The sequence below is a fragment of the Dactylosporangium sp. CA-152071 genome (genome assembly GCF_050936335.1).
Lineage (GTDB): Bacteria > Actinomycetota > Actinomycetes > Mycobacteriales > Micromonosporaceae > Dactylosporangium > Dactylosporangium maewongense.
Genome location: NZ_JBNJMZ010000001.1, coordinates 506,412 through 532,781, shown reverse-complemented (window position 1 = coordinate 532,781; position 26,370 = coordinate 506,412). Strand labels below are relative to the sequence as shown.

Annotated in this window: 13 protein-coding genes; 5 read left to right on the top strand and 8 right to left on the bottom strand. The window is 74.9% G+C overall.

The window, feature by feature from the left end; translation table 11 throughout:
* Positions 1–2: 2 nt before the first annotated feature.
* The 4 genes from ACQEVZ_RS01760 to ACQEVZ_RS01745 form a co-directional block, all read right to left on the bottom strand.
* Positions 3–1,349 carry a PASTA domain-containing protein gene (locus tag ACQEVZ_RS01760; RefSeq protein WP_433360309.1) on the bottom strand — a complete coding sequence of 449 codons (1,347 nt, stop codon included), beginning with the start codon at positions 1,347–1,349 and terminating at the stop codon, positions 3–5.
* A 90-nt stretch (positions 1,350–1,439) separates the two neighbouring features.
* Positions 1,440–2,438, bottom strand: a complete 999-nt coding sequence (locus ACQEVZ_RS01755; RefSeq protein WP_433360306.1) for a beta-ketoacyl-ACP synthase 3 — start codon at positions 2,436–2,438, stop codon at positions 1,440–1,442.
* Between the two features lie 49 nt (positions 2,439–2,487).
* The gene (locus tag ACQEVZ_RS01750; protein WP_433376564.1) at positions 2,488–3,144 is read right to left on the bottom strand and encodes a PadR family transcriptional regulator; all 657 of its coding nucleotides are present in this window, start codon (positions 3,142–3,144) and stop codon (positions 2,488–2,490) included.
* A gap of 81 nt (positions 3,145–3,225) precedes the next feature.
* The gene (locus tag ACQEVZ_RS01745) at positions 3,226–4,476 is read right to left on the bottom strand and encodes an MFS transporter (RefSeq protein WP_433360303.1); all 1,251 of its coding nucleotides are present in this window, start codon (positions 4,474–4,476) and stop codon (positions 3,226–3,228) included.
* A gap of 264 nt (positions 4,477–4,740) precedes the next feature.
* Between ACQEVZ_RS01745 and ACQEVZ_RS01740 the strand changes: the two genes are divergently transcribed.
* The 4 genes from ACQEVZ_RS01740 (at position 4,741) to ACQEVZ_RS01725 (ending at position 18,149) form a co-directional block, all read left to right on the top strand.
* Positions 4,741–11,331, top strand: a complete 6,591-nt coding sequence (locus ACQEVZ_RS01740; protein WP_433360300.1) for an amino acid adenylation domain-containing protein — start codon at positions 4,741–4,743, stop codon at positions 11,329–11,331.
* The gene (locus tag ACQEVZ_RS01735) at positions 11,328–16,100 is read left to right on the top strand and encodes an amino acid adenylation domain-containing protein (RefSeq protein WP_433360297.1); all 4,773 of its coding nucleotides are present in this window, start codon (positions 11,328–11,330) and stop codon (positions 16,098–16,100) included. Before ACQEVZ_RS01740 ends, ACQEVZ_RS01735 begins: the two co-directional genes overlap by 4 nt.
* Before the next feature lie 106 nt (positions 16,101–16,206).
* Positions 16,207–17,913: a carbamoyltransferase N-terminal domain-containing protein gene (locus ACQEVZ_RS01730; RefSeq protein ID WP_433360294.1), complete on the top strand. Its 1,707-nt coding sequence runs from the start codon at positions 16,207–16,209 to the stop codon at positions 17,911–17,913.
* Complete coding sequence (locus ACQEVZ_RS01725; protein ID WP_344506642.1) at positions 17,910–18,149, top strand: hypothetical protein; 240 nt, start codon at positions 17,910–17,912, stop codon at positions 18,147–18,149. Before ACQEVZ_RS01730 ends, ACQEVZ_RS01725 begins: the two co-directional genes overlap by 4 nt.
* Before the next feature lie 70 nt (positions 18,150–18,219).
* Here ACQEVZ_RS01725 and ACQEVZ_RS01720 read toward each other — a convergent pair whose 3' ends face one another.
* The 4 genes from ACQEVZ_RS01720 to ACQEVZ_RS01705 are packed head-to-tail and all read right to left on the bottom strand — an operon-like array spanning position 18,220 to position 23,145.
* Positions 18,220–18,417: an MbtH family protein gene (locus ACQEVZ_RS01720; protein WP_433360290.1), complete on the bottom strand. Its 198-nt coding sequence runs from the start codon at positions 18,415–18,417 to the stop codon at positions 18,220–18,222.
* A 14-nt stretch (positions 18,418–18,431) separates the two neighbouring features.
* On the bottom strand, positions 18,432–20,966 hold the full coding sequence (locus ACQEVZ_RS01715) for an amino acid adenylation domain-containing protein (RefSeq protein ID WP_433360287.1): 2,535 nt from the start codon (positions 20,964–20,966) through the stop codon (positions 18,432–18,434).
* On the bottom strand, positions 20,966–21,706 hold the full coding sequence (locus ACQEVZ_RS01710; RefSeq protein ID WP_433360284.1) for an aspartate/glutamate racemase family protein: 741 nt from the start codon (positions 21,704–21,706) through the stop codon (positions 20,966–20,968). Before ACQEVZ_RS01710 ends, ACQEVZ_RS01715 begins: the two co-directional genes overlap by 1 nt.
* Complete coding sequence (locus ACQEVZ_RS01705; RefSeq protein ID WP_433360281.1) at positions 21,685–23,145, bottom strand: NDP-hexose 2,3-dehydratase family protein; 1,461 nt, start codon at positions 23,143–23,145, stop codon at positions 21,685–21,687. Before ACQEVZ_RS01705 ends, ACQEVZ_RS01710 begins: the two co-directional genes overlap by 22 nt.
* Before the next feature lie 212 nt (positions 23,146–23,357).
* On the opposite strand from ACQEVZ_RS01705, the gene ACQEVZ_RS01700 reads away from it, so the two are divergent.
* On the top strand, positions 23,358–26,357 hold the full coding sequence (locus ACQEVZ_RS01700; protein WP_433360278.1) for an amino acid adenylation domain-containing protein: 3,000 nt from the start codon (positions 23,358–23,360) through the stop codon (positions 26,355–26,357).
* Positions 26,358–26,370 lie beyond the last annotated feature (13 nt).

Below are 26,370 nucleotides of genomic sequence, written 5' to 3'. Positions count from 1 at the left end.
GGTCAGCTCTTGCAGCCCGAGGAGCCGGTCGGCTCGCCGTACTTGACGACCTCCATGACGACCTGGGTGCCCTTCGCGGCGGCCGTGCCCGGCTTCGGGGACTGCGCCACGACCAGCCAGTTTCGGTCCAGGACCTGCCGCCGCCCCTGGGTGGTGTGGTCCTTGGAGGTGGTGCGGTAGCCGGCGTCGCGGAGCTTGTCCTGCGCCTCCTGCAGGTTCATGCACATGACGTCGGGCACGGCGCCGGCGGCGCCGGAGCCGCCCTCACCGTCGGACGGCTTGCGCACCCGCAGGGTGAGCTCGGTGTTGGCGTGCACGGTCGTGCCCTCGGCCGGCGACTGCGCGGCGACCACCCAGTTCTTCGGGTCCAGCACCGTGCGGTCCTGGCCGGTGTCGTCGACGAGGTGGACGTTTCGCAGGCCGAGCTGGTTGAGCGTGCGCTGGGCGTCCGGCAGGCGGTCGCCCTTCAGCTTCGGCATCTTCGCATCGAACGCCGAGGCCTTCGGCGCGGCCTTGTTGCCCCAGTCGTGCTCCAGCGGGTGCAGGGCGCAGGACGCGAACGTGCTCAGGGTCAGGCAGCCGTTCGAGTCGAACTTGACCACGCCCCAGGTGATCGCGGCGATCGCCGCCCACTCGAAGATCCCGCCGAGGAGCTGGGCGCCGACGAGCCGGCCGCCGGCGCCGAGCATGAACGGCGGGTCGGCGACGACGGGGTACGCGACGCCGGCCGTCCGGTGCTCCACGACCAGGCGGACGGTGGAGCCGTGCACCTCGTAGTGCGACGGCACCAGCTTGCCGTCGGCGTCGTACGCCCACGACGGGGGGATCGCGCCGACCGTCGCGTCCTTGGACTTCAGCACGACGCCGGCCCCGGCCGGCACCGGGGTGGCCCCCGACACGGCGGTGTCGAACGACACCGGCGCGGCGGCGCTCTTGACGACGTAGAAGATGCGGGCCGCCTCCGGGGCGAGCACCTGCTCGGCGACGTCGGTGCCGTCGACGGCGTCGCGGAAGACGACGACACCCTTGGCGGCGGAGCCGCCGCTGCCCTTGCCGGCGCTGCGCGCGGTGAGCTCGACGGCGCCGTCGCGCAGGACGATGCCCTGGCCGAGGTCGTCGGTGACGCGCGAGGACGCGGCGCTGCGCGAGACGGACAGGCTGTGCTGGTCGGCCTTCACCGGCCGGTCGCCGGACTGGTCGAGCACGTCGGCGAAGCTGCGGGGCGGCTTCGCGTAGGCGGGCACCGAGTTCGCGCCGTCCCGGCCCTGCTCGGGTGTGCAGGCGCTGGTGGTGACGAGCGCCAGGCACACGGCGACGATCAGGAATCGACGTCGTTCGCTACGACCCATGGACGCAGTGTGCCTGACGCCCGCCACGCGAAGCTACCGCCCGCGCACGGACGGGTGTGAATGACTGGTGAATGCACCAGTCAGGGCCAGTCAGGGGAGGTCGACCACCAGCGCCGCGTAGGACAGACCCGCGCCGAACCCGGTCAGCAGCGCCGGTCCGCTCGGTGCCGGCCCGCCGCCGGTGAGCATGGTGTGCAGCGCGAGCGGGATCGACGCCGCCGACGTGTTGCCGGTGTCCACCACGTCCCGGGAGACCCGCACCGTGTCCGGCAGCCGCAGCGCCGCCGCGAGCTTGTCGATGATGCGCAGGTTCGCCTGGTGCGGCACGAACGCGGCCAGGTCGGCCACGTCGAGCCCGGCCGCGCCCACGGCGGCGAGGGCGGTCGGCGCGACCTGCTGGATCGCCCAGCGGAACACCTCCTGCCCGGCCATCCGCATGGTCGGCCAGAACTCGGGCTTGTCGCGGACCGCGAGCCAGGAGTCGCTGTGCGCGATGAGACCGCTGCGGGCGCCGTCGGAGCCCCACACCACCGGCCCGATCCCCGGCAGCGCCGCCGGGCCGACCAGCACGGCACCGGCGCCGTCACCGAACAGGAACGCGGTGGAGCGGTCCTTGGGGTCGATGATGTCGGTCATCCGCTCGGCGCCGATGACCAGCGTGTACCCGGCGGTCCCGGCCCGCACGAGCGCGTCGGCGACGGCGAGACCGTGGCAGAACCCGGAGCAGGCGGCGCCGACGTCCAGCGCCGCGGCGGACCCGGCGCCGGCGCGGTGCGCGATCTCCGGCGCGATCGGCGGCGACTGCTGCAGGTTGGACATGGACGCGACGATCACCGTGTCGACCCGCTCGGCCGGCACCCCCGCGAACGCGAGCGCGTCGCGGGCGGCGGCGGCCGCCATGCTCGCGACGGTCTCGTCGGGCCGCGCGTGGCGGCGTGTCACGATTCCCGACCGTTGCCGGATCCACTCGTCGGAGGAGTCGATCGGCCCGCAGACCTCGTCGTTGGTCACGATCCGGTCGGGCCGGTACGCGCCGACGCCGAGAAGACGGGTGCCACCTGGCGGGCGGCTGGTCAGGACGGCAGGCATGTAGCTCCTCGGTCGAATGCGGCCGTCCGGGTGGCGGATCGGCCGACGGTCAGGCCCGCGCGGTCGCGCGGTTACCCGGCGTGCGGCGTCGCGGGCGCGCGGCGAGTGCGCCGTCCGGTGACGGTGGCGCCTCGTCGACGTCTGCAGGTGGGAATGGCAGCAGGTCGGTGTCGTGCACGCCCATCCCGTCCTCGATACGGTCGGCGATCTCCACGCACCAGTCGGCTTCACACTCGAACCAACGCAGGGCCCGCTCCAGCTGCCATTCTACGTGCTCTGGCCGATCGACGGTGCGATCGTCGAGGTCCCGGCGTTGCTGCTCGGCGAAGGACCACAGAATGCCTGCTCGGGTGCGCAGCGCAGTCACCGCCTCGGCCCGTGACAGCGACGGCAGGAAGGACAGCGCGGACAGGAACGGGTCGCTCGGCAGCTGGTACTGCCACCAGTACCGCCGCAGCAGCACCCGGAACTCGCGGACACCCGCGGGCGTGGTCCGGTAGGTGGTGCGCTCGGGCCGGGCGCCGCTGCGCTCCGTCTCCACCGGCTCCAGCAGGCCCTCGGCGGTGAGCTTGCGCAGCGCGTGGTAGACCGAACCAGCGGGGACGCTCATCGCCGGTCTTCCGTCGTACGCCAACAGACCGCGGCGGATGTCATGGCCGTGCACGGGCTGGAGCGACGACACCAGCCCGAGCACCATCAGTCGCATGGTTGACACCGGCGGAGCATAGCCAGCACGGCGTGACGTGAGAGCGGATCACGAAAGGTGTGGCGTGACGCCAGAACCTGATCATCGACTCGCCGCGGCCCGCAGCGGGGTGAGGAGCCCGGCGGCGACGATCGCCAGGAACGATACTCCTACCGCGATCAGCGGCCCGTGCACCCCCGCGTGCGCCACCGCCGACGTCAGCACCAGCGCGCCGACCGGCCCGAACGCGTGATGCACCATCCAGAAGCCGGCCGTGACCCGGCCGAGCAGGTGGTCGGGGGTCACCGTCTGGCGCAGGGAGGCGGAGCTGATCCCCGCCATCGTCTCGCCGAACGCGAACACCACCGCCGCGACCAGCACCACCACCAGGTGGTACACCAGGCCGGCGGCGGCGATCGCGACCCCGCAGGCGAGGTACGCCGCCAGCCACGCCGGACCGAAGCCGACCCGGCGGCGGACCGCGGGGGTGATCACCGCGGCCACGATCGAGCCGACGCTGGCGGCGCCGAGCAGGCCGCCGACGACCCGGTCCCCCTGACCGAGATCGTGCCGCACGTAGTAGATGAAGACGTCCACCAGGCCGAGGCTGAGGAACGTGACCGGGGTGTACAGCAGGGTGATCGCCCGCAGCACCGGCGTCCGCCACAGGAACCGGACCCCGACGGCGAGGTCCCGCCACACGGCCGTCGGCCGCCCGGCGATCGGGTCTGCGGCGGGCCCGCCGGTGGCCGGGCGGAGCCGGATCAGCAGCAACCCCACCACCGAGACACCGAACGTCACCGCGTCCACGGCGACCGCGGTCACCGGGCCGGCCAGCGCGGCGACCAACCCGGCGGCCATCGGCCCGAGCACGAACCCCGCGCCGTAGGTGGCCTGCAGCCGGCTGTTGGCGACCGTGATCTGCTCCCGCGCCACGATGTTCGGCACCGCCGCGGAACAGGCGACGTCGAACACCATCTGGAACACGGCGGCGACACCGATCACCGGGTACAGCAGCCACACGTGCTCGCCGGCGGTCCACCACACCACCGGGACCGCCGCGTAGAGCAGCAGCCGGGCCAGGTCGCACCAGATCATCAGCAGCCGCCGGTCGGCCCGGTCGACGAGGACACCGGCGAACAGCCCGCTCGCGACGGTGCCGGCCCCGGCGATGCCGGTGATGAGACCCATCTGCGCCACCGAACCGGTCGCGTGCAGCACCAGCAGCGGGATCGCGACGAGCGAGAACGAGCTGCCCAGCGTCGACAGCGCCTGCACGGCCCAGAAGATGCCGAAGTCGCGGTTGTGCCGCAACGGCACCGGCGTGTGCGTGTCGCTTCCAGACAGCGTCATCAGCCCTGTTCCGTTCGGTAACCGTTCGGTGGCCGACGATACCGGCGCGGTGCGGCGGGCGGGCTAGCGATTCGCCCAGTGTTGCCGCCGGCGACTTGAGCGGGGTCGGCGCCTGGGATCTGATGACGGCATCGCGACCCGCCGGGCCAGGGTGACGCCCCGGCGGGCCGCGAGGTGCCAGGCCGGTCACCTGCCACGGGCGGTGGCCGGCCGAGCCAATCGCCCCTCCGCCGCGGAGGCCACCCACGGAGAGGTCCGGACACTGTGGACGATCGCCAGCCGCAGACGGCGCAGACCGACCCGGTCCTGCGGATGCTCGAAGTCCACTCGCGGGTGATGAGCCAGGCCCACGCCCTGCTCACCGCCGCCTACCCGGTGCCCGCTCCCGCCCTTGTACCGCCTGCGCCTGCGCCCGCGCTTGTGCCGCCGTTGCCCCGGCCCGTTTCTGTACCGGTGCCGGTACCGTCCGTGCCCGCGCCGGCCGGTGGGCCGTATGCGCTCAGCGCGGCGCAGCGGGACATCTGGTTCCTGGACCAGATGGGCGCGGACCACTCGCGCGCCTACAACGAGTCCGTGATGATCGTGATGCGCGGCCCGCTGGACGTGGCCGCGCTGCGCCGCGCGCTCGCCGACGTCGTCGCCCGCCACGACAGCCTCCGCACGGTCTTCGCCACCGACGGCGGCAGCCAGCGCGCCCTGCCGCCGTCCGCCACCGACCTGCCGCTGGTCGACCTCACCGCCGACCCGCAGGGCATCGACGCGTGGCTGCACGAGCGGGCCGGCGACGCCTACGACCTCGCCGCGGGCCCCCTGCTCAGGGCGCACCTGCTGCGCCTCGCCCCGCAGCTGCACCACCTGCACCTCGCCGTGCACCACAGCGTCATCGACGGCTGGTCCTTCGGCGTGCTCATCGACGAGCTCCTCGCCCTGTACCGCGACGGCGCCGGCGCCGCCCTGCCCCCGGCCCCCAGGTTCCGCGACTACGTCGAGCACCTGGAGCACCGCCCGGCCGACACCGCGTACTGGGACGAGCGGTTCGCCGGCGGGTTCCCGGTGCTGCGGCTGCCGTCCGACCGGCCCCGCGCCGCGAGGACCGCCCGCGCCGGCGGCCGCGTCGAGCACACCGTGTCCGCGGAGGTGTCGCAGCTCGTCGCGACGGTCGGGCCGAAGCTCGGCTGCACCCCGTTCACCGTGCTCTTCGCCGCCTACGCCGGGCTGCTGCACCAGCTCAGCGGCCAGGACGCGCTCGTCGTCGGGGTGCCGCTGGCGCAGCGGGACCTGCCCGGCGGCACCCACCTCGTCGGCAACTGCAGCACCGTCCTGCCCGTGCTCAGCCGGGTGCCGCTGGACGGCACCGTGCAGGCGCACCTGCGGGCGGTGCAGCGGGCCCTCGCCGAGGACTACCAGCACCCGGGCTTCTCCGTGCAGGCCGTCCGCGACCGTCTGCCGGTCACCCTCGCGCCGGGGGAGCGGATCTTCGGCTCGTTCTTCAACCTGGACCGGCCGCTGCGGATCCCAACGGTGCCGGGCCTGGACCTGGCGCTGCTGCGCACCACCCGACGGTTCGCCAAGGCGGACTTCGAGGTCGACATCCTCGCGATGCCCCGCTCGTACATCATCACCTGCGAATACGACGCGGAACTGTTCGACGAGGGGACGGTCCGCGACCACCTGCGGCGCTACGAAGACCTCCTCCGGGACCTGCTGCGGAACCCCGCGGCGCCGGTCCGCCCGCTGCTGATCCCCTGCGACGACGCCGCACCCGCCGCCGAACCGGAGACGCTGCCCGGGCTGTTCGAGGCGCAGGCCCGGCGGACGCCGGACGCCATGGCGCTGATGTCGGGCGACGAGGTGCTCACCTACGCCGAGCTCGACGCCCGCGCCGACCGGCTCGCCCGGCTGCTGCGCGACCTCGGCGCCGGCCCCGAACGCGTCGTCGCGCTCGCCGTGCCCCGCTCGACCGGGCTCGTCGTCGGCGCGCTCGCCGCCGGCAAGGCCGGTGCCGCGTTCCTGCCGGTGGACACCGAGCACGCCGCGGACCGGGTCGCCGCGCTGCTGGACGACGCCCGCCCGGTCGTGGTCCTGACCGTCGCCGCGGCCGCCGGCGTGGTGCCGGCCGCCCCCGGCCGGCATGTGGTCGTGCTCGACGACCCGGGGGTCCGTGCCGGCCTCGACGCCGGCGCCGGACGCGTCGACGAGGCGGAGCGCGGCCTGCTGCCGGCGCACCCCGCCTACGTCATCTACACGTCGGGGTCCACCGGCCGGCCCAAGGGCGTCGTCGTGCCGCACGCCGGGATCGTCAACACCCTGCGGTGGTGGCAGGGCGAGCAGCCGCTCGACGGCCGCGACCGCACCATGCTGAAGACCCCACTGACCTTCGACCCGTCGGTGCACGAGCTGTTCTGGCCGCTGTCGGTCGGCGCCGTCCTCGTCGTCGCCGCCGCCGACGGGCACCACGACCCGCGGTACCTGGTGTCGCTGATCCAGCGGGCCGGGGTCACCTCCGTCCAGTTCGTGCCCAGCACCCTGCGGGAGTTCCTCGACGAGCCCGGCGCCGGGGCCTGCGCGACGCTGCGGCACGTGCTGTGCGGCGGCGAGACCCTGCCGATCGGCCTCGTCCGGCGGTACTTCACGGTGCTGGACGCGCCGCTGTACAACCTGTACGGGCCGACGGAGTCGTCGATCGAGTCGACGTTCTGGCCGTGCCGCCCCGACCCGGGCACCGCGACCGCCCCCATCGGCCGGCCGGTCACCGGCGCGCGCCTGTACGTCCTGGACCGCGACCTGCGCGACGTCGGCCCCGGCGCGGTCGGCGAGCTGTACATCGCCGGTGCCGGGCTCGGGCGTGGCTACCTGAACCGGCCCGACCTGACCGCCGCCGCGTTCGGGCCCGACCCGTTCGGCCCGCCCGGCACCCGCATGTACCGCACCGGCGACCTGGTGCGCCGCGACGCCGCCGGCGACCTCGAGTTCATCGGCCGCGCCGACTCGCAGGTGAAGGTCCGCGGCGTCCGGGTCGAGCTCGGCGAGGTCGAGGCGGCGCTACGGACGCTGCCGGAGGTCACCGACGCGGCCGTGCTCATCCGCACCGTCGGCCCCGAGGAAGGCGGGGACCGGCAGCTGGTCGCCTACCTCGCCGCCGACCCGGCCGTCGCCGAGGACCCCGCGGCGCTGCTGCGGCGGCTCAGCGCCCTGCTGCCCCCGGCGATGCTGCCGGCCCGGTTCGTCGCGCTGCCCGGCCTGCCGCAGCTCACCAGCGGCAAGACCGACCGGCAGGCGCTCGCCGCCATGCCGCTGGAGGCGGTTGCCCGCAAGGCCGGCCGCGCTGCCGGTACACCGGCGGAACAGCGGATCCTGAACCTGTGGAGCGAACTGTTCGGCCGCGACGACATCGGCGTGGACGACGACTTCTTCGCCCTCGGCGGCCACTCGCTGCTCGCCACGCGGCTCGTCGGCCGGGTGCGGTCCGCGTTCGGGGTGGAGATGTCGGTGCGGGCGCTGTTCGAGGCCCCGACGGTCGCCGGCGTGGCCCGCACGGTCTCGGGCGTGGCGCACACCGCCGGCACTGACGTCCCGGACCGGCCGGTGCCCGCGGCCGTCTCGGACCGGCCCGCGCTCGTCGCGGGTGAGCGGCCCGCCGCGGTGCCGCTGTCCTACGGGCAGCAGCGGCTGTGGTTCCTGCACCGGCTGTTCGGCGCCAGCTCGACCTACAACATGGCCATGTCGCTGCGGCTCACCGGCCCGCTCGACGTCGCCGCGCTGCACCGCGCGTTCGGCGACCTCATGGCCCGCCACGAGACGCTGCGCACGACCGTCGAGGACGCCGACGGCGCGGCCAGGCAGCGGATCGCGCCGCCCGGCACGCACCCGGCCGAGGTGACCGTCGTCCCCGTCGCACCCGACGGCATCGCCGCGGCGGTCGCGGCCGCCGGCGAGTACGCCTTCGACCTCGCCGCCGAGGCACCGATCAGGGTGTGGGTGTTCGCGGCCGCCGCCGACGAGCACGTCGTCACCGTGGTCGTGCACCACGTCGCCGGCGACGCCTGGTCGATGGAGCCCCTGGCCCGGGACCTCGCCGTCGCGTACGCGGCCCGCCGCGACGGCCGCGAACCCGGCTGGGCGCCGCTGCCGGTGCAGTACGCCGACTTCGCCGTGTGGCAGCGCCGCCTGCTCGACAGCGAGGCACCGCGACAGCTCACGTTCTGGCGCAAGGCCCTCGCCGGGCTGCCCGGCGAGCTGCCCCTGCCCGCGGACCGCCCCCGCCCGCCGGAGCCCAGCTACGACGGCGCCGTCGTCACGTTCGACGTCCCTGCCGCCCTGCACGCCCGCCTGGAGACGCTCGCCCGGGCCGGCGACGCCAGCATGTTCATGCTGCTGCAGGCGGCGCTCGCGGCGCTGCTCACCCGGCTCGGCGCCGGCACCGACATCCCCGTCGGCAGCCCCGTCGCCGGGCGGATGGACCCGGCCCTCGACGACCTCGTCGGGTTCTTCGTCAACACCCTGGTGCTGCGCACCGACACCTCCGGCGACCCCACGTTCACGGAGCTGCTCGGCCGCGTCCGCGACTGGAACCTGGCCGCCTACGGCAACCAGGACCTGCCCTTCGAGCAGCTCGTCGAGGCGCTGAACCCGCCCCGCGTCGCGGCCCGGCACCCGCTGTTCCAGGTGATGATGTCGCTGGAGAACACCACGCCGGTCGACATCACCCTCGACGGGCTGACCCTGCGCGAGGAGCCGCACCCGTCGACGACCGCGAAGTTCGACCTCACCTTCTCGATGCGGGAGCGCGGCCCGTCCGCCGGCATCGAGGGCGAGCTGGAGTACAGCACCGACCTCTACGACGAACGGACCGCCCGGCTGCTGGTCGAACGGTTCCAGGGCGTGCTCGCCGCCGTCGCCGCCGACCCCGCGCTGCGGGTCGCCGACGTGCCCGTGCTCGCCGCGGGCGAGGCATCGCTGCTGCTGGCCGCCGGCCGCGGCGCCCGGGCCGGCGCCGACCGCGCCGGATCCGTGCTGGCAGCCATCGCGGAGCAGGTGCGGCGGGTGCCCGACGCGCCGGCGGTCACCGACGGCGCCACGACCCTGAGCTACGCGCAGCTGTGGGAGCGCGCCGGCCGGGTCGCCTCGGCGGTCCGGGCCGCCGGCGCCGGGCCCGACGACGTCGTGGCCGTGCTGCTGGACCGGTCCGCCGACACGGTCGCCGCCGTGCTCGGCGTGTGGCGGGCCGGCGCCGCGTTCACGGCCCTCGACGTCGACTGGCCCGCGACGCGGCGGGCCGGCGTCGTCGACGCCGCCGCGCCCGTCGCCGTGCTGACGTCCCGGGCCCGGCTCGCCGACGTCCCGCCGACCGCGGCGACCGTGCTCTGCCTCGACGACGCCGCCGACTGGTCCACAGTGGATGCCGCTGCCACGGTGCCGGTGGACGCCCTGGCCTACGTGCTGTTCACCTCGGGCTCCTCCGGCCGGCCGAAGGGCGTCATGGTGCACCACCGCGGCCTGCGGGCCGTGTTCGACGGCTGGGTGGCGGCCTACCGGCTGCCGGAGCGGGTCACGTCGGTGCTGCAGATGGCGGCATTCGGGTTCGACGTGTTCGCCGGCGACCTCGTGCGGGCCCTCGGCACCGGCGCGCGGCTGGTGCTGTGCCCGCGCGAGACCCTGCTCGACCCGCCGGCGCTGCTGTCGCTGGTCCGCCGCGAGCGCATCGACTTCGCCGAGTTCGTGCCCGCGGTCGCCCGGGCGCTCGCCGCGCACGCCGAGGCCGTCGGCGCCCGCCTCGACGGGCTGCGCCTCATGGTGGTCGGCTCCGACACCGTCTACCGCAACGAGCTCGCCGCGATGCGGGACCTGCTCGGCCCCGACGCCGACGTCGTCAACTCCTACGGCCTCACCGAGGCGACCATCGACTCCACCTGGATGACGGTCGACGCCGCCGGGACCGGCGACCACCGCGCCCTCATCGGCGCCCCCTACCCCAACGCCACGGTGGTCGTGCTGGACGAGCGGCAGCGGCTCGTGCCGCCGGGCGTCCCCGGCGAGCTGCACGTCGGCGGCGATGCCGTCGCCCGCGGCTACCTCGGCGCCGCCGGGCTCACCGCCGACCGGTTCGTGCCCGACCCGTTCGAGCCCGGGCAGCGGCTGTACCGCACCGGCGACGTCGTGCGGTGGCGGCAGGTCGGCGACGGGCCCGTCCTGGAGTACCTCGGCCGCGCCGACAACCAGGTCAAGCTCCGCGGCTACCGGATCGAGACCGGTGAGGTCGCCGCCGCCGTCCGCGAGGTCGCCGGCGTCGACGCGGTGGCCGTCCTGGCCCGCCCGGGCCCCGGCGGCGGGGATCGGCTCGTGGTGTACCTGGCCTCCGGTCACACGCCCGCCGACGCGCCGGTGGCGCACTGGCACGCCGCGCTCGGCCGGCGGCTGCCGCGGTACATGGTCCCCGACGGCTTCGTCGTGCTGCCCCGGCTTCCGCTGAGCGCCAACGGCAAGGTCGACGAGCAGGCGCTGCGGGCCCGGCCCGACGACGAGATCACCGTCGCCGCCGGCCCGTACGCCGCCCCGCGGACCCCGCTCGAGCAGCAGCTCGCCGACGTGTGGGCCGAGGTCCTCGGCGTCGAGCGGGTCGGCGCCGACGACGACTTCTTCGCCCTCGGCGGCCACTCGCTGCTGGCGATGCGCCTCGTGGCCCGCACCACCGAGAAGCTCGGCCTCGACCTGCCGCTCGCCACGCTCTTCCGCCACCCGACGGTCGCCGCCCTCGCCGGCGAACTGGCCGCCCCGTCGGCGCCGGTGTCGGCGTTCGCGACCGCCGGGATCACCCCCGTGGCGCGCCACCGGTTCGCCGACGGCCCCCGCCCGTGACCGCGACGGTCCCGGCGGCCGGCGCCGGTGCGGCCTTCGCGTGCCGGGCGTCGCTCGCGCAGGACCGCATCTGGTTCTTCGAGCAGCTCGTGCCGGGGACCGCGACGTACAACCTGGGCGGCGCGGTCGACATCGACGGCACGCTGCACGTCGGTCACCTCACCGAGGCGCTGCGCGTCTGCGTGCGGCGGCACGAGGCGCTGCGGACCTGTTTCGAAGGCACCGACAGCGGCGCGCGGCAGATCATCCACGAGACCGCCGAACCCGACCTGCGCCACGCCGACCTCACCGGCCTCGACCCCGCCGCCGCCGAGGCCGAGGCGGACCGGGTCGTCGCCGCCGAGGTCGCCCGGCCGTTCGACCTCGAACGGTTGCCGCTCGCGCGGTTCGTGCTGCTGCGGCTCGCCCCCCGCCGGCACGTGCTGACGCTCACCTTCCACCACATCGTCACCGACGACTGGTCGCTGGGCATCTTCACCCGGGAGCTCGGCACCGTGTACACCGCGCTCAGCGCGACCGTCCCGCACCGGCTGCCGGCGCTGCCCCTGCAGTACGCCGACTACGCCGCCTGGCAACGGGAGCTCGTCGAGCAGGGCGCCGTGCGGGAGCAGCTGCGGTACTGGCACGAGCGGCTCGACGGGGCGGCCACCCTCGCCCTGCCCACCGACCGGCGCCGCCCCGCGGAGGAGTCCCACCGCGGCGCCGGGGTCCGCCTGGAGCTCGACCCGGCCCTCGCCGACCGGCTGCGAGGGCTGAGCCGCGGCGAGGGCGTCACCCTGTTCATGACGCTGCTCGCCGGCTTCACCGTCATGCTCGGCCGCTGGGCCGGGCAGACCGACGTCGTCGTCGGCACCCCGATCGCCAACCGGCCCCGCCGGGAGCTGCACGACATCGTCGGCCTGTTCGTCAACATGCTGGCCCTGCGCACCGACCTCGGCGGCGCGCCGACGCTGCGGGAGGTGCTGCGCCGCACCGCCGCCACGTGCACCGCCGCCTTCGAACACCAGGACGCCCCGTTCGACCACGTCGTCGCCGCCGTCGCCGGGGACCGGGCCGCCGGGCGGCACCCGCTGTTCCAGGTGCTGTTCCAGGTCCTCGAGGACGACCTGCGCGGCTTCAGCCTGCCCGGCGCGACCGTCCGCGCCCGCGACGGCGCCGGGCACACCGTGAAGTTCGACCTGTCGTGCACCGTCGTGGACACGGGCCGCACGCTCGTCGCCGAGCTGCAGTACGCCACCGACCTGTGGGACGAGCCGTCGGCGCGGCGGATGCTGGACGCCTGGGTGCGCGTCCTGCGGGCGATGGCGGCCCGCCCCGACATCGGCGCCGACGAGGTGCCGCTCATGTCGGCGGCCGAGCTCACCGACGCCGTCCAGCGGTGGAACCCACCGGGGCACACCGCCGGGGTGACCCTCGACGCCGGGTTCGCCGAGCAGGTCGCGCGGCGCCCGGACGCGGTCGCGCTCAGCGGCCCGGACCGTCGGTGGACCTACCGCGACCTCGACGCCGACTCGGACCGGGTCGCGGCGGCCCTGCACGCCGCCGGGGTCGGCGCCGACGACCGGGTCGGCCTGCACCTGGACCGGTCGCCGGAGCTCGTCGTGGCGATGCTCGGCGTCCTCAAGGCCGGCGCCGGCTACCTCGTGCTCGACCCCGCCCTGCCACCGGACCGGCTGCGGCTCCTGGCCGCCGACGCCGGGATCCGGGCGGTGCTGGGCACGCCCCTCTCGGAAGACGTCCCGCTGGTGACGCCGTCCGCCGCGCCGTCCGGTCCGTCGTCCGACACAGCGTCCGGTCCGTCGGCCGCCGCGCCGTGGCGGACCCGCGGCGCCAGGCATCCGGACGGTCTCGCGAACGTCGTCCACACCTCCGGGTCGACCGGCGAGCCGAAGGGCGTCGCCGTCACCCACCGCGGGATCGTCAACCTGGTGACCGGCGACCACGCCCCCGTCACCGCAGGCGACGTGGTGCTGCTGACCGCGAACCCGTCGTTCGACACCACCACGTTCATGGTGTGGGCGGCGCTGCTCAACGGCGCCCACCTCGCCGTCGTCCCCGCCGACCGCCCCCTGGACGCCGGCACGCTCCGGGCCGCGATCGCGGAGCACCGGGCGAGCGTGGTCCGCCTGACCCCGGCGCTGTTCCACCTGGTCGCCGACGCCGACCCGGCCGCGTTCGACGGCGTCAGGTGCCTGGTCGTCGGCGGCGACGTGCCCGACCCCGCCCGCATCCGCCGGGTGCTCGCCGCCGGTCCGCCGGGGTCGTTGGTCAACGCCTACGGACCCACCGAGATCACGGTCACCGCCACCGCACACGTCGTCGGCCTCGATCTCGCCCGGCTCGACCTCGACGGCGACGTGCCGATGGGGCTGCCCGTCGCGGGGGCCACCGCGTACGTCGTGGACCGGCACCTGCGGCCCGTCCCCGTCGGCGTCGTCGGGGAGCTGCTCGTCGGCGGCGCGGGCGTCGCCAGGGGATACCTCGGCCGGCCCGACGCCACCGCCGACCGGTTCGTGCCCGACCCGTTCGGTGCCACACCGGGCGGCAGGCTGTACCGCACGGGCGACCTCGTGCGCCGCCGCGCCGACGGACGGCTGGTCTTCGTCGGCCGCGCCGACCGGCAGGTGAAGCTGCGCGGCCACCGGGTCGAGCCGGGCGAGGTCGAGGCCGCGCTGCGCCGCCTCGACGGGGTCGCCGAGTGCGCGGTCAGCCTCGTCGAGGTCGCCGGCGACCGGCGGCTCGTCGCCCACGTCGCCGGCTCCGCCGGACTGGACGGTGCCGCGCTCCGGGAGGCGCTCGCCGGGCAGCTGCCGCCCTACCTGGTGCCCGCGCACATCATGGTGCTCGACCGGCTGCCGCTGACCCGCACCGGCAAGCTCGACCGCGCCGCCCTGACCGCCGTCGCGCCGGCCGGCACCCTGGCCGGCTCCCTGGGGCGGCCCCCGCGCGACGATCGCGAGCGGACCCTGCTCGGCATCTGGACCGAGCTGCTCGGCGTCGCCGGCCTCGGCATCGACGACGACTTCTTCGCCAACGGCGGGCACTCGCTGCTCGCCGCCACCGCCGCCGCGGCGGTCCGGCGCGCGCTCGGCGTCGAGCTGAGCCTGCGGGAGCTGTTCCAGCACCCGACCGTCGCCGCTCTCGCCGCGCTCCTCGACGGGCGGCCGGACACCACCGTCGACACGCTGCCACAGGACGCCACCACCCGGCCGCCGCACGAGCGCGCCGAGCTGCGCCTGCGGGCCTGGCGGCGCGGCATCGCCGACCTCGGCGCCCCGCCCGCCGACCCGGCGCCCGCGTCCGGCAGCCAGCGGGCGATGCTGTTCCTGGACCGTTTGGCCCCGAACGGCACCGCGTACCTGACGACCGCGCACACCCGCCTCACCGGCCCCCTCGACGTGGCGCGGCTGCACGCCGCGCTCACGGCGGTGGTGCACCGCCACGAGGTGCTGCGGACCGTCCTGCGACTGCACGACGGCCACCCCGTCCAGGTCGTCCTGCCGCCGGGGCCGGTGCCGCTGCCGGTGCACGACCTGACCGCCCTCGACCCCGCCGCCGCCGAGGCGGAGCTGCACCGGCTCGCCGCCGCCGAGGACCCGTTCGACCTCGCCGCCGGCCCCCTCGTGCGGGCCCGCCTGGTCCGGCTCGGCGGCGACGACGCGGCGCTGCTGCTGACGTTCCACCACGCCGTCGTCGACGGCTGGTCCATCGGCGTGTTCGCGGCCGAGGTCGCCGAGCACTACCGGACCGGCGCCACCCCGCCACCGCCGGTGCCGCAGCACGGCGAGTACGCCCGCTGGCAGCACGAGTGGCTGGACGGACCCGCCGCCCGGGAGAGCCTCGCCCACTGGCGGCGGGAGCTCGCCGGCGTGCCGGACGCCCCGCTGCCCTACGACCGTCCGGCCCCCGCCCCGCTGCCGCTGCGGGCCGGCACGCACCGGTTCACCATCCCCGCCGGGTGCCTCGACAACCACGACGCGACCCCGTTCATGGTGCTGGCGGCGGCGCTGCACGTGCTGCTCGCCGGCTGGACCGGCCGCACCGGCGTGTGCTTCGGCACGCAGGTCGCCAACCGGCCGCACGACGAGGTCCGGGACCTCATCGGCTTCCTCGCCAACGTCGTCGTGCTCCGCGGCGACGTCACGCCGGACGAGACGTTCACGAGCCTCCTGGCGCGCACCGTTTCGCGGTCCCTGCAGGCGTACGAGCACCAGCAGGTGCCCTTCGACGCGGTCGTGCGCCACCTCGCCCCGGACCGGCCCCCGGGCGGCAACCCGCTCTTCCGGGTCGCGATGACGCTGCACAACACCCCGCCGCCGGTGCGGGAGGCGGGCCCGCTGCGCCTGGACCCGCTCGACGCCGGCGCGCCGGCGCAGGCCCGGCACGAGCTGGAGCTCGACATCCGCGCCGACGGCGGCGGGCTGCGCTGCGACGTCACCTACGCCGCGGACCTGTTCACGGCGGCCAGCATCGAGCGGCTCGCCGGCACGTACCAGCGGATCCTGCGAACCGTCGCGGCCGACGCCACCGTGCAGGTCCGGGACCTCCTGCCCGCCGATCCCGTCCGCGAGACCGTCCGGCAGGTCGTCGCCGAGGTCCTCGGCCGCCCGGTGGACGAGACCGCGGACTTCTTCGCCCTCGGCGGCGACTCGCTCGGCGCGGTGCGGGTCCTCGACCTGATCCGCGCCCGCTGCGGCGCCGACGTGCCGCTCGCCGCCTGGCTCACCGGCGGGACGGCGAGCGTGCTGCGCCTGGCGCGGCTGGCTTAGCAATTTCCCAAGCTCAAAGCCGGTCCAATGGTCAGGGTCGGCGGTGCCGCACGCCAGGCGCACCAACCAACGACACGCACCGAGCGGCACGGCACAGGAGGCCTACGTGATCACAGCCGGGCTCAAATTCACGCAGAGCGGCGGCATCGCCCTGATCGACGGCGACCGTCTCGAGTTCAACATCGAGATGCAGAAGCTGGACAACAACTCCCGGTACAGCAACTTCGACGACCTGCAGCTGGTGCCGCGCATCCTCGCGGACCACGGCTACCAGGTGTCCGATGTGGACCACTGGGTCGTCGACGGCTGGGACGGTGCCCGCAACGGCCACATCAAGGTGCAGACGATCGCCGGCGCCGTCGACCTGACCGTCGCGCCCTACCGGGAGACGCCCGCCGTGCCCGACCCGGGCCGCCCCGCCCACCGCGGCGAGCTGAACATCGACGGCACCGTCCGGCCGTTCACCAGCTTCGTGCACGTCGCCAGCCACCTGTCCGTCGCCTACAGCACCAGCCCGTTCGCGGTCCGGCAGGAGCCGTCGATGGTGCTCGTCTGGGACGGCGGCTGCTTCCCGCGTCTGTACTGTGTGGACGGACGCGGCCGGATCGAGCCCGGCGGTGAGGTCTTCCCGCTGATCGGTCACACGTACTCGATGGCGTCGCAGCACTGGGGCCCGTACGCGCGGCGGGACAAGTCCCGCAACGTCGACGACCTGTCGGTGGCCGGCAAGCTGATGGCGTACATCGCCTACGGCAAGCCGAGCGACGCCGTGAAGGGCGTCCTCGCCGAGCGGTTCCACGAGCACTTCGAGGCCGACACAGACCGGGTCCGCAAGTACCGCGCGGCCATCATCGGCTGCGGCAGCAACGGCGAGCCGTCGCACGGCTACGTCCACGCGTTCCTCGACGACGTCGCCGCCGACGTCGCCCGGCTCGGCGTCAGCGACGACGACGTGCTCGCCACCGTCCACGAGTTCCTCGAGGAACTGCTGATGGACCGGGTCACCGCGAAGATCCGGGCGTGGAAGGGCGACGAGCCCTGGAACCTGTGCTTCGCCGGCGGGTGCGCGCTGAACATCAAGTGGAACAGCGCGCTGCGCGGCCACCCGATGATCAAGGCGATGTGGGTGCCGCCGTTCCCCGACGACTCGGGCTCGGCGATCGGGACCGCCTGCGCGCACCTCGGTGTCACCGGCGGCGGCCTGCGCGCCATCGACTGGCACGTGCGCTCCGGCCCGCGCCTGCAGCCGACGCCGCAGATCCCGGCCGGCTGGTCCGCCGCTCCGTGCAGCCCGGCGGAGCTCGGCCGGCTGCTGCACACCACCGGCGAGCCGGTCGTCGTGCTCAACGGCCGGGCCGAGCTCGGCCCGCGGGCCCTCGGCGGCCGCAGCATCCTCGCCGCACCGGTCGAGGCGGCGATGAAGGACCGGCTCAACGAGATCAAGCGGCGCGAGCCGTTCCGCCCGGTGGCCCCGATCTGCCTGGAGGAGCACGCCCCGGAGATTTTCTCGCCGGGCACCCCCGACCCGTACATGCTGTTCGAGCACGACGTGCGCCCGGCGTGGGTCGAGCGCATCCCGGCCGTGCTGCACCTGGACGGCACCGCCCGGCTGCAGACCGTGAGCCCGGCGCAGGACCCCGACCTGACCGAGATCCTCCGGGCGTACCACGAGGCCAGCGGCGTCCCCGTGCTGTGCAACACGAGCGCGAACTTCAACGGCAGCGGCTTCTTCCCCGACGCCGCCACCGCGATCGGCTGGGACAAGGTCGACCTGGTGTGGGAAGAGGGCACGCTCTACCGGCGAGCCACGTGACCGCGCCGTCCACACTGCCGCCGGCACCGCTGCCGTCACTGGACGACGCCGCGCTGCGGCACGTCACGCAGCTGCTGGACGAGCTGCGGGGGACCGTCCAGGTCGCCCGGTGCACCGGCACCGCCGGGCGGGTCGACCGGATCGAGGACGCCCTCGCCCAGGCGCGGGCCGTGTCCGCGACGCTGCGCACCGCTTTGATCAGCGCCCGGGATCAGTCCGCTACCCCCTCGGACTGACCCCACCGGCGCACAGCAACGGGCCGGCACCCCGACTCCTCCCGTCGGTGGTGCCGGCCCGTTGGCCGTGTCAGGAAGTGCGGGCGGCGACGGACTCGCGCAGGCTGCGCGGCCGCAGGTCGGTCCACACCTCGCCGATGCGGGCGAGGCAGGCGGCGCGGGTGCCGGCGGTGCCCTCGTCCCGCCATCCGGGCGGGTTCGTCATGTCCGACGGCATGATGGAGTACTGCTCCTCGTCGTTGCGCACCACGCGGAAGGCGTCGTTCATGGGAGGTTCCTCTCTCAGACGGTCGCGTCGGCCGGTGCGGACAGTTCGGCGATCAGCGCCGCCTCGACGACCGCGGCGAACGCGCCCGCCGTCTGGTGGTCCAGGACCGCACGGACCGGCACGTCGATCTCCAGGGTCGCCTTCAACCGGGCGATGAGCTGGGTGATGAGCAGCGAGTGCCCACCGAGGTCGAAGAAGTTGTCGTCGAGGCCGACCTGGTCGACCCCGAGCAGCTCCGCCCACGTCGCGGCGATCGCCTTCTCCGCGGCCGTCGACGGCGCCACGTACGGCGGGCGGGCCGGCCCGTCGTCGCCGGGCTCCGGCAGCGCGCGGCGGTCCAGCTTGCCGTTGGCGGTCACCGGCAGCTCGTCCAGGGTCATGACGTGCGCCGGCACCATGTACGCGGGCAGCAGCGTGGCGACGTGCTCGCGGATGTCGCGCGGGTCCGGGTAGACGCCGGGCTCCGGCACGACGTAGGCGACGAGCTGCGCGTCCGCGCGGGCGCCGTGGACCGCGGCGACGGCGGTGGCGATCCCGGGCAGCGTCGCCAGGGCCGCCTCGACCTCGCCGAGCTCGATGCGGAACCCGCGGACCTTCACCTGCTGGTCCTGCCGGCCGAGGAACTCGATGGTGCCGTCCGCCCAGTACCGGGCCCGGTCGCCGGTGCGGTACAGCCGCGCGCCCGGCCGGCCCGACAGGTGGTCGGGGACGAACTTCGCCGCGGTGAGCTCGGCGTCGCCGTGGTAGCCCAGGGCCAGGCAGTCGCCGCCGATGAAGAGGTCGCCGGGGGCGCCGACCGGGGCGGGCCGCAGCGCGGCGTCCAGCACGTAGTAGTGCGCGTTGGCGATCGGGCGGCCGTACGGCACGCTCGTCCACGCCGGGTCGACGGCGCCGACGGGGAACGAGTTGGACCAGATCGCCGCCTCGGTGGCGCCGCCGAGCGCGACGACCTCGCAGCCGGGGAACGCGCCGCGGACCGCGTCCGGCAGGCTCAGCGGCACCCAGTCGCCGCTGAGGAACACCAGCCGCAGCCGGCTGGCGGTGGTCGCGGCGCGCAGCGCGAACAGCGGCTCCAGCTGCTGCAGCGCCGCCGGGGCGGAGTCCCAGAAGGTGATCGGCTCGCTGTCCAGGACGGTCAGCAGCCGCTGCGGGTCGCGGACCTCCGCGTCGGAGGCGACACGGATGCTGCCGCCGGCGGCGAGGACGCCGAAGACGTCGTACACCGACAGGTCGAAGCCGAGCGAGGTGACGAACAGGACCCGGTCGGCGGGACCGACCGCGTGCGTCTCGTTGACCCAGTCGATGAGGTTGACCACCGGGGCGTGGGTCAGCACGACCCCCTTCGGCGTGCCGGTCGAGCCGGACGTGAAGATGACGTACGCGACGTCGGTGTCGACCGGCCGGCGCGGTGCCGGGGCGTCTGCGGCGGGCTCGGCGAGGGCCCAGGTGTCGTCGGGGCCGAGGCCGGGCGCGCCGAGCCACAGCACCTCCCGGACCGCCGGCACCGCCTCGGTGACGGCGTGCACGGTCGGCAGCGCCGCCGGGTCGGTGAGCACCACCGGCACCCGCAGCGTCCGCAGCAGCCCCCGGATGCGCTCGACCGGCTGCGCCGCGTCGACGGGGGCGTAGGCGGCGCCGGCCTTGAGCACGCCGAGCAGCGCCACCACGGTCTGCACCGTCCGGGACAGGTGCAGGGCGACGAAGTCGCCGGGGCCGACCCCGGCCGCGGCGAGGCGGCGCGCGAGGCGATCGGCGGCGGCGTCGAGCTGCGCGTAGGTCAGCCGGTCCGCGCCCTGCAGCACGGCGACCGCGTCGGGGGTGAGGGCGGCCTGCCGCTCGAACAGCTCGTGGATGCAGCGGCCGGGCTCCCGGCCGGTGGTGGTCGCGTTCCACTGCCGCACCGCGCGGTGCCGCTCGAACCCGGACTGCGGGCCGACGTCGCGCAGCCGCGCGGTGACCGGCGCGGCTGCGACGGCGGCGAGGAGCTGGCTGGCGTGCACCAGCAGCAGCCGGACGTCGGCCTCGGTGAGCAGGTCGGCCGGCGCGCTCAGCCGCAGCCGCCCGCCCGGCCCCGCCAGGTCGGCCTGCAACAGCACCAGGTCCACCGGGTCCGGCACCGGCCGGCCGCAGCGCACGAGCGACGTGCTGTGCGGCAGCTGCGAGGCGGGAACGCCGGCGTGCTGGACGTTGGCCGCGTACTGCTCGGCGGCGTCGCGCAGGTGCGCCGACAGCAGCCGCGCCGGGACGGGACGGACGCGGACCGGCACGGGCTCGGTGGTGTCGCCGTCGACGAGCGCGCCGTGCACGACGTCGTCGGCGCCGGCCTGGACGGCCAGCAGCAGCCCCCACGCGGCCACGACGAGGTCCTCGGCGCGCAGCCCGAGGCGCCCGGCGGCGGCGGTGAGCGCCGCGGTCTGCGCGGGATCCCAGGCCACCGACGCGGCGTGCACGGTGCCGGGCCGCCGGACCTGCCGCTGCGGCGTCAGTGTCGTCGGCTCCTCGAAGCCGTGCAGGAGATCCCGCCAGTACTGCTGAGCGGTGGGTAACATCAGTCAGTCTCCTCGTCCGTGAGTTTCCTCAGGCCGGTGGCGATGCCGAGCAGGGGGTCGAGGACGACCGGACCCCCACCGTGCGCCCGCCGCCAGCGGGTGACCAGATGCATCTCGGTGCAGCCGGCGATGACGCCCTGGCAGTCGAAGCGGTCCGCGAGGCGCTCGAAGCGCTCGACCAGCTCCGCGCCGACCGGTTCGCGTTTCAGCCGGTAGAGCAGGTAGTGGATCTCGTCCTGGGCGTCCGGCGGCGGGAGCACGACCCGGTGCGCGACCGCCGGCCAGTGGGCCGACCGTTCGAACGTGCGGGCCTTGCGGGTGCCGGTCGTCGCGAGCATGAGGAACCGCCCCTCGCCCGCCACGTCCAGCTCGGCGAAGACCGCGTCGACGACGGAGATCAGCCGGGCCCGCAGGCCGGGGTCGAGCCGGTCGATCAGGTGGTGTGCGGTGACACACGTCATCACCACCCGGGTCGCGCCGAGCCGCACGAGCGCCTCGATGCGGTCGGAGACGAGCCGGGTCAGCTCCTCTGTGTGTCCGGACAGGATCGCCTCGGTGCGGTCCGGCATCGCCGGGTCGGAGTCGAGCAGGCAGCGGGGCAGCTGCTGCTCCGCCGCCGGCGCGACCTGCTCGACGGCGACCTCGTAGACGGTCTGCAGGAACGCCGCCGAGGCGAGCGGGCCCATGCCCCCGAGGACGCCGAGGACCGGTGCCGCTGTCACCACAGGGTGTGCAGGCACGCGAGGAGGCTGCGGGCCTCGACGTTGAGGCAGTTGCCGAAGCGCAGCAGCGTCATCAGCTGGTGCACGGTGAGCCACATGAAGTTCGGCGGCGGTGTCACCGGGAACGTGTCCTCGACCTCGATGACCTGGTAGCGGTTGAGGGCGTGCAGGAAGCGGCCGCCCTCCTCCGACAGCCACGTGTCGAAGCGGATCTGCCGCTGCGGCGCGTCCAGCACGTAGTCGAGGAACTGCGGCCGGTGCGCCGTCGGCAGCGTCCGGAAGGTCTGCGGCGTGCAGTGCAGCGTCGGCGCGGCCTCCACGATGTCCAGCGCGCCGGCGGCCGGCCGGGCCTGCAGCAGGACGTGCAGCACGCCGTCGATGCGCCGGACCAGGAACGCCAGCCGGCCGGGCGCCGCCGGCCGCAGCAGTGGCTGCATCCACGCGCCGACCTCGCGGTCCTTGGCGCGCACGTCGACGCCGACGATGCTGAAGTACCCGCCGGACAGGTGGGCGATCTCGTCGGCGCCGCGGTGCCAGCCGGCGGTGTCCAGCAGCGGGATGCGGCGCTGGGTGAGCTCGAAGCGGGCCTTGTTCTCCGTCAGCCAGCTGATCGCGTCGGTCACCGTGTGTACGGCGGATGCCTCCGGGTCCAGCGACCGGATCAGCGCGGACCGGAACGGGTCGGCGCCGCCGGTGTCGGACTCCGGCCGGGCGAACGGCATGATGGACAGCACCGTGCGGGCGTCCATGTTGACGACGTCGTCGAGCGCCAGCAGCTGCTGCACCTGCCCGACGGTCATCCAGCAGAAGCCGGGCAGCACCTCGATGTCGTCGTCGGCGTCGGCCTCCACGACGATGTTGCGGTTGCGCTTGTGCAGGAACCAGCCGCCCTGCTCCGACTGCAGCGAGTCGGCGACGACCCGGCCGCGCCGGGGCGCGACGAAGTGCTCCAGGTAGGGGATCGCCCGGCCCTGGTGCACCCGCGTGTAGTTGCTGCGGGTCGCCTGCACCGTCGGGGACAGCTGCACCAGGTTCCGGTTGCCCGGCTCCATCTTGGCCTGCATCAGGCAGTGCAGGACGCCGTCGAACTCCTTGACGAGGATGCCGAGGATGCCGATCTCGCGCTGCACGATGATCGGCTGCGTCCACGACGGCACCCGGAACGGCTGCAGGCCGACGTGCAGCCCCTCGATGGTGAAGAACCGTCCACTGTGGTGCACCAGGTTGCCGGAGTCCTCGGTGAACCGCCAGCCCTGCAACTTGTCGAACGGGACGCGCTCCACGACGTACGACTGCAGCTCCCGCTGCTCGCCGAGCCAGCGCAGGCACTCGTCGGTGGACCGGAACCGGCCCTGTGCCGTCGCCGACGCGGTGAACCGCTCGGCGAGCGACCCGCGGCCGTCACCGGCTCCGGGCTGGTCTCGGCGCAGATCCAGCAGTGAAGATGCTCGAGTCACGTGCCACCTCCTCGGTGCTGCCGTCGCACGGCTGCAGGGCACGGCGTGGCGACGATCTCCACCACGCCGACCGCACGCTACGACGCCGCCGCGCGCGTGGCTGTGGATGCACAGCACGACTGGTCGTCTTCACAGTCTTGGCCGCCCGCGGCGGCCCGATCCGGGTCTGCTCTAAGGAATCCACCAGGACCGGCGCTGTTAGAAACGGACCCATGAGCGTTCGGGGCCGTGCCTCCAGGAAACCGGTGTCGGCCAGCGACCGCTGGTGGCTCGCGCACCCGGACACCATCTCGCCGGTCATCCAGACCGTCGTGGAGGGCACCGGGTCGATCGACGCCGACGCGCTGCGCGCCGCCGTCACCACGGTGGCCGCGGCCTGCCCCGACACGGCCCTGCGGTACACCCGCAAGGCCTGGCTCGCCGGCGGCACCCCGCCGCGGGTCCGGGCGGTCGTCGGCACCGCCGACGGGGTCGCCGTCGCCGACGTGGCCGCCCTGCACGACCCGCTGCCGACGCCGGACGGCGCCTGGTGCGAGGTGCTGTACTGCCCGGGCGACCCGGCCGCCGTCGTGTTCCGCGCGTCCCACGCCGTCATGGACTGGCCGGGGATGGCGCTGTGGATCGCCGACGTGTTCCGGGCGCTGCGCGGCGAGAAGCCGCTCGGCGCCGCCGACGACCTCACCGAGGACGACGTCTTCGCCCGCTTCCCGGCGCCGGAGCAGAAGCCGCCGAACCCGAGGATCGAGTGGACGTCGCCGCTCGGCCAGCCCGCGGGCGAGAAGCGCACCGCCTGGGCCCGGCGGACCGTCGACGGCTACCACCGCGGCCTCGTCGCGCAGGTCGCCGCCGCGCTGACCGCCGCCTACGACCTGCCGTCCGCGCGCTTCGCGGTCGCGTTCGACCTGCGCCGGCACGTCCCCGGCGTCCGCAGCACCGGCAGCCTGTCGCAGGTGGAGCTGTTCGACTGCGCCGCCGGCGAGCCGTGGGAGGCGTTTCACGAGCGGGTCCTCACCGCGATGGCCGAGGGCCGCGAGGTCAGCGGCCGCATCGAGTCGGGCCTGCTGAAGCTGCCCCGGCCGATCCTGCGCACCATGGTGAAGGCCATGGAGAAGAGCCCGCCGGAGAAGCGCCGGTACGCGTCCGCGACGGTCCTGGCACACCTCGGCCGGATCGAGCCGGAGCAGCTCTGCACGGACGGGTTCGAGGCCCGCACCCTGTACCCGGTGCCGCTGCTCACCGCGGCGAGCCCGCCCGACCTGAACCTCGTCGAGTGCGGCGGCCGCACCGAGCTGACCCTGACCTGGCGCGACGGCCCAGGCAGCACCGAGCGGATGCAGGCCGTCCTCGACGCCGTCGCCGAGGCCCTGTCACCGGAAGAGATCCGGCACTGGGACGGCAACGCGACGGACGCGACCGGTACGCCCGGCGACCCGGCGACCGTGGTCCAGCGGCTGCGCCAGGTCGTCGCGAGCCGGCCCGACGCCGAGGCGCTGCGCTGGCCCGGCGGCTGCCTCACCTTCGCCGAGCTGGACGCCCGCTCCGAGGTCGTCGCGGCCCGGCTGCTGGAGCTCGGCGCCGGCCGCGGCTCGGTCGTCGGCCTGCTCGCAGACCGGTCGATGTGGGCGATCGCCGGCATGTGGGGCGTGCTGAAGGCCGGCGCCGCCTACCTGCCGCTGGATGTGCAGCACCCGGATGCCCGCCTGGCCGGCCTGCTCGCCGACGCCGGCGCGCGGGTCTGCCTGGTCCAGGGCGAATACGCCGAGCGGCCCGTCACCGGCCCCGGCTGCACCGTCGTGCGCCTGGACGAGCTGGCCGAGGGCGGCGTGCCACCCGTCGGGGTCACCCCGGCCCCCGGCGACCTCGCGTACGTCATCTACACGTCCGGCTCGACGGGCCGGCCGAAGGGCGTGGAGATCGAGCACGCCGCCCTCGCCAACTACGTCGACTGGACCACCGCCCGCTTCGGCTGCGGCCCCGGCACCGCGTTCGCCGTGTTCACGTCGCTCGCCTTCGACCTGTCCAACACGGCGCTGTTCACCCCGATGCTCGCCGGCGGCACGCTCGTGCTGGTCCCGGACGAGCCCAACCACCTCACGCTGCGGCACCTGCTGGAGCACTCGGGCGCCGACACGCTGTCGCTGACCCCGTCGCACCTGGACCTGATCGGCCAGCTCGACGTGCGCCCGGCCGGTTTCAAGGTCCTCGTCGTCGTCGGTGAGCAGCTGCGCTCGGCGGTCGCGGCCCGGGCCCGGTCGATGTTCGGCCCCGGCTGCCGCGTCCTCAACATGTACGGGCCGACGGAGGCGACCGTCGGGCTGACGCTGCACGAGTGCGGCGAGGCCGACGACGCGGGCCCGGCGGTGCCGATCGGGCTTCCGATGGACAACTGCACCGTGCACCTGCTCGACCCGCAGCGGCGCTTCGTCGCGGCGGGGGAGACCGGGGAGATGTACCTCGGCGGCGCCCAGCTGGCCCGCGGCTACCGCAACCGCCCCGACCTCACCCGTGAACGGTTCGTGCACCTCGCCGACGGCACCCGGGTGTACCGCACCGGCGACCTGGCCCGGGTGCGCCCCGACGGCGAGCTGGAGTTCATCGGCCGCTCCGACGACCAGGTCAAGGTCAACGGCTACCGGATCGAGCCGGCCGAGATCGCCGAGGTCCTGCAACGCCACCCGGCGGTGCGGGCCGCGGTCGTCGTCGCCCGGACCCGCCCCGGCGCCGAGCACAAGCAGCTGTACGGGTACGTGGTGCTCGCACCCGGCGCGGAGGCCGCCGACTGGGACGCGTTCCTCGGCGAGCACCTGCCGCGGTACATGGTGCCGACCGCGACGACCGTCATCGACGCCGTGCCGCACAACGCCAACGGCAAGGTCGACGTCGCCGCCCTGCCGGACCCGCACCGTCAGGAGGCGACGCGGGTGGCCGCGACGGACGACGAGGTGCAGTCGGCGGTCGCCCGCATCTGGGCCACGACGCTGAGCCTCGGCGATACCCGCCTCGACCCCGCGGCCGACTTCCACCACCTCGGCGGCAACTCGGTGCAGCTGCTCGCCATGCTCGCCGGGGTGTCCCGCGACGTCGTCGGCGCCGCCGCCGAGCGGGCGTTCATGGCCGAGCTCGGCCGCATCATCCGCGAACCCACGCTGGCGCGGGTCAGCGACATCGCCCGCCAGGCCCGCGACGGGGCACTGGTGCCCGCGGCCGGCTGACCGATCCACCCAC

Bases quoted from the DNA above. Each gene is read 5' to 3' on its own strand.
- ACQEVZ_RS01755 (WP_433360306.1), bottom strand. From the start codon at position 2,438: ATGCCTGCCGTCCTGACCAGCCGCCCGCCAGGTGGCACCCGTCTTCTC.
- ACQEVZ_RS01700 (WP_433360278.1), top strand. From the start codon at position 23,358: ATGAGCGTTCGGGGCCGTGCCTCCAGGAAACCGGTGTCGGCCAGCGAC.
- ACQEVZ_RS01745 (WP_433360303.1), bottom strand. From the start codon at position 4,476: ATGACGCTGTCTGGAAGCGACACGCACACGCCGGTGCCGTTGCGGCAC.
- ACQEVZ_RS01750 (WP_433376564.1), bottom strand. From the start codon at position 3,144: ATGCGACTGATGGTGCTCGGGCTGGTGTCGTCGCTCCAGCCCGTGCAC.
- ACQEVZ_RS01715 (WP_433360287.1), bottom strand. From the start codon at position 20,966: ATGTTACCCACCGCTCAGCAGTACTGGCGGGATCTCCTGCACGGCTTC.
- ACQEVZ_RS01720 (WP_433360290.1), bottom strand. From the start codon at position 18,417: ATGAACGACGCCTTCCGCGTGGTGCGCAACGACGAGGAGCAGTACTCC.
- ACQEVZ_RS01760 (WP_433360309.1), bottom strand. From the start codon at position 1,349: ATGGGTCGTAGCGAACGACGTCGATTCCTGATCGTCGCCGTGTGCCTG.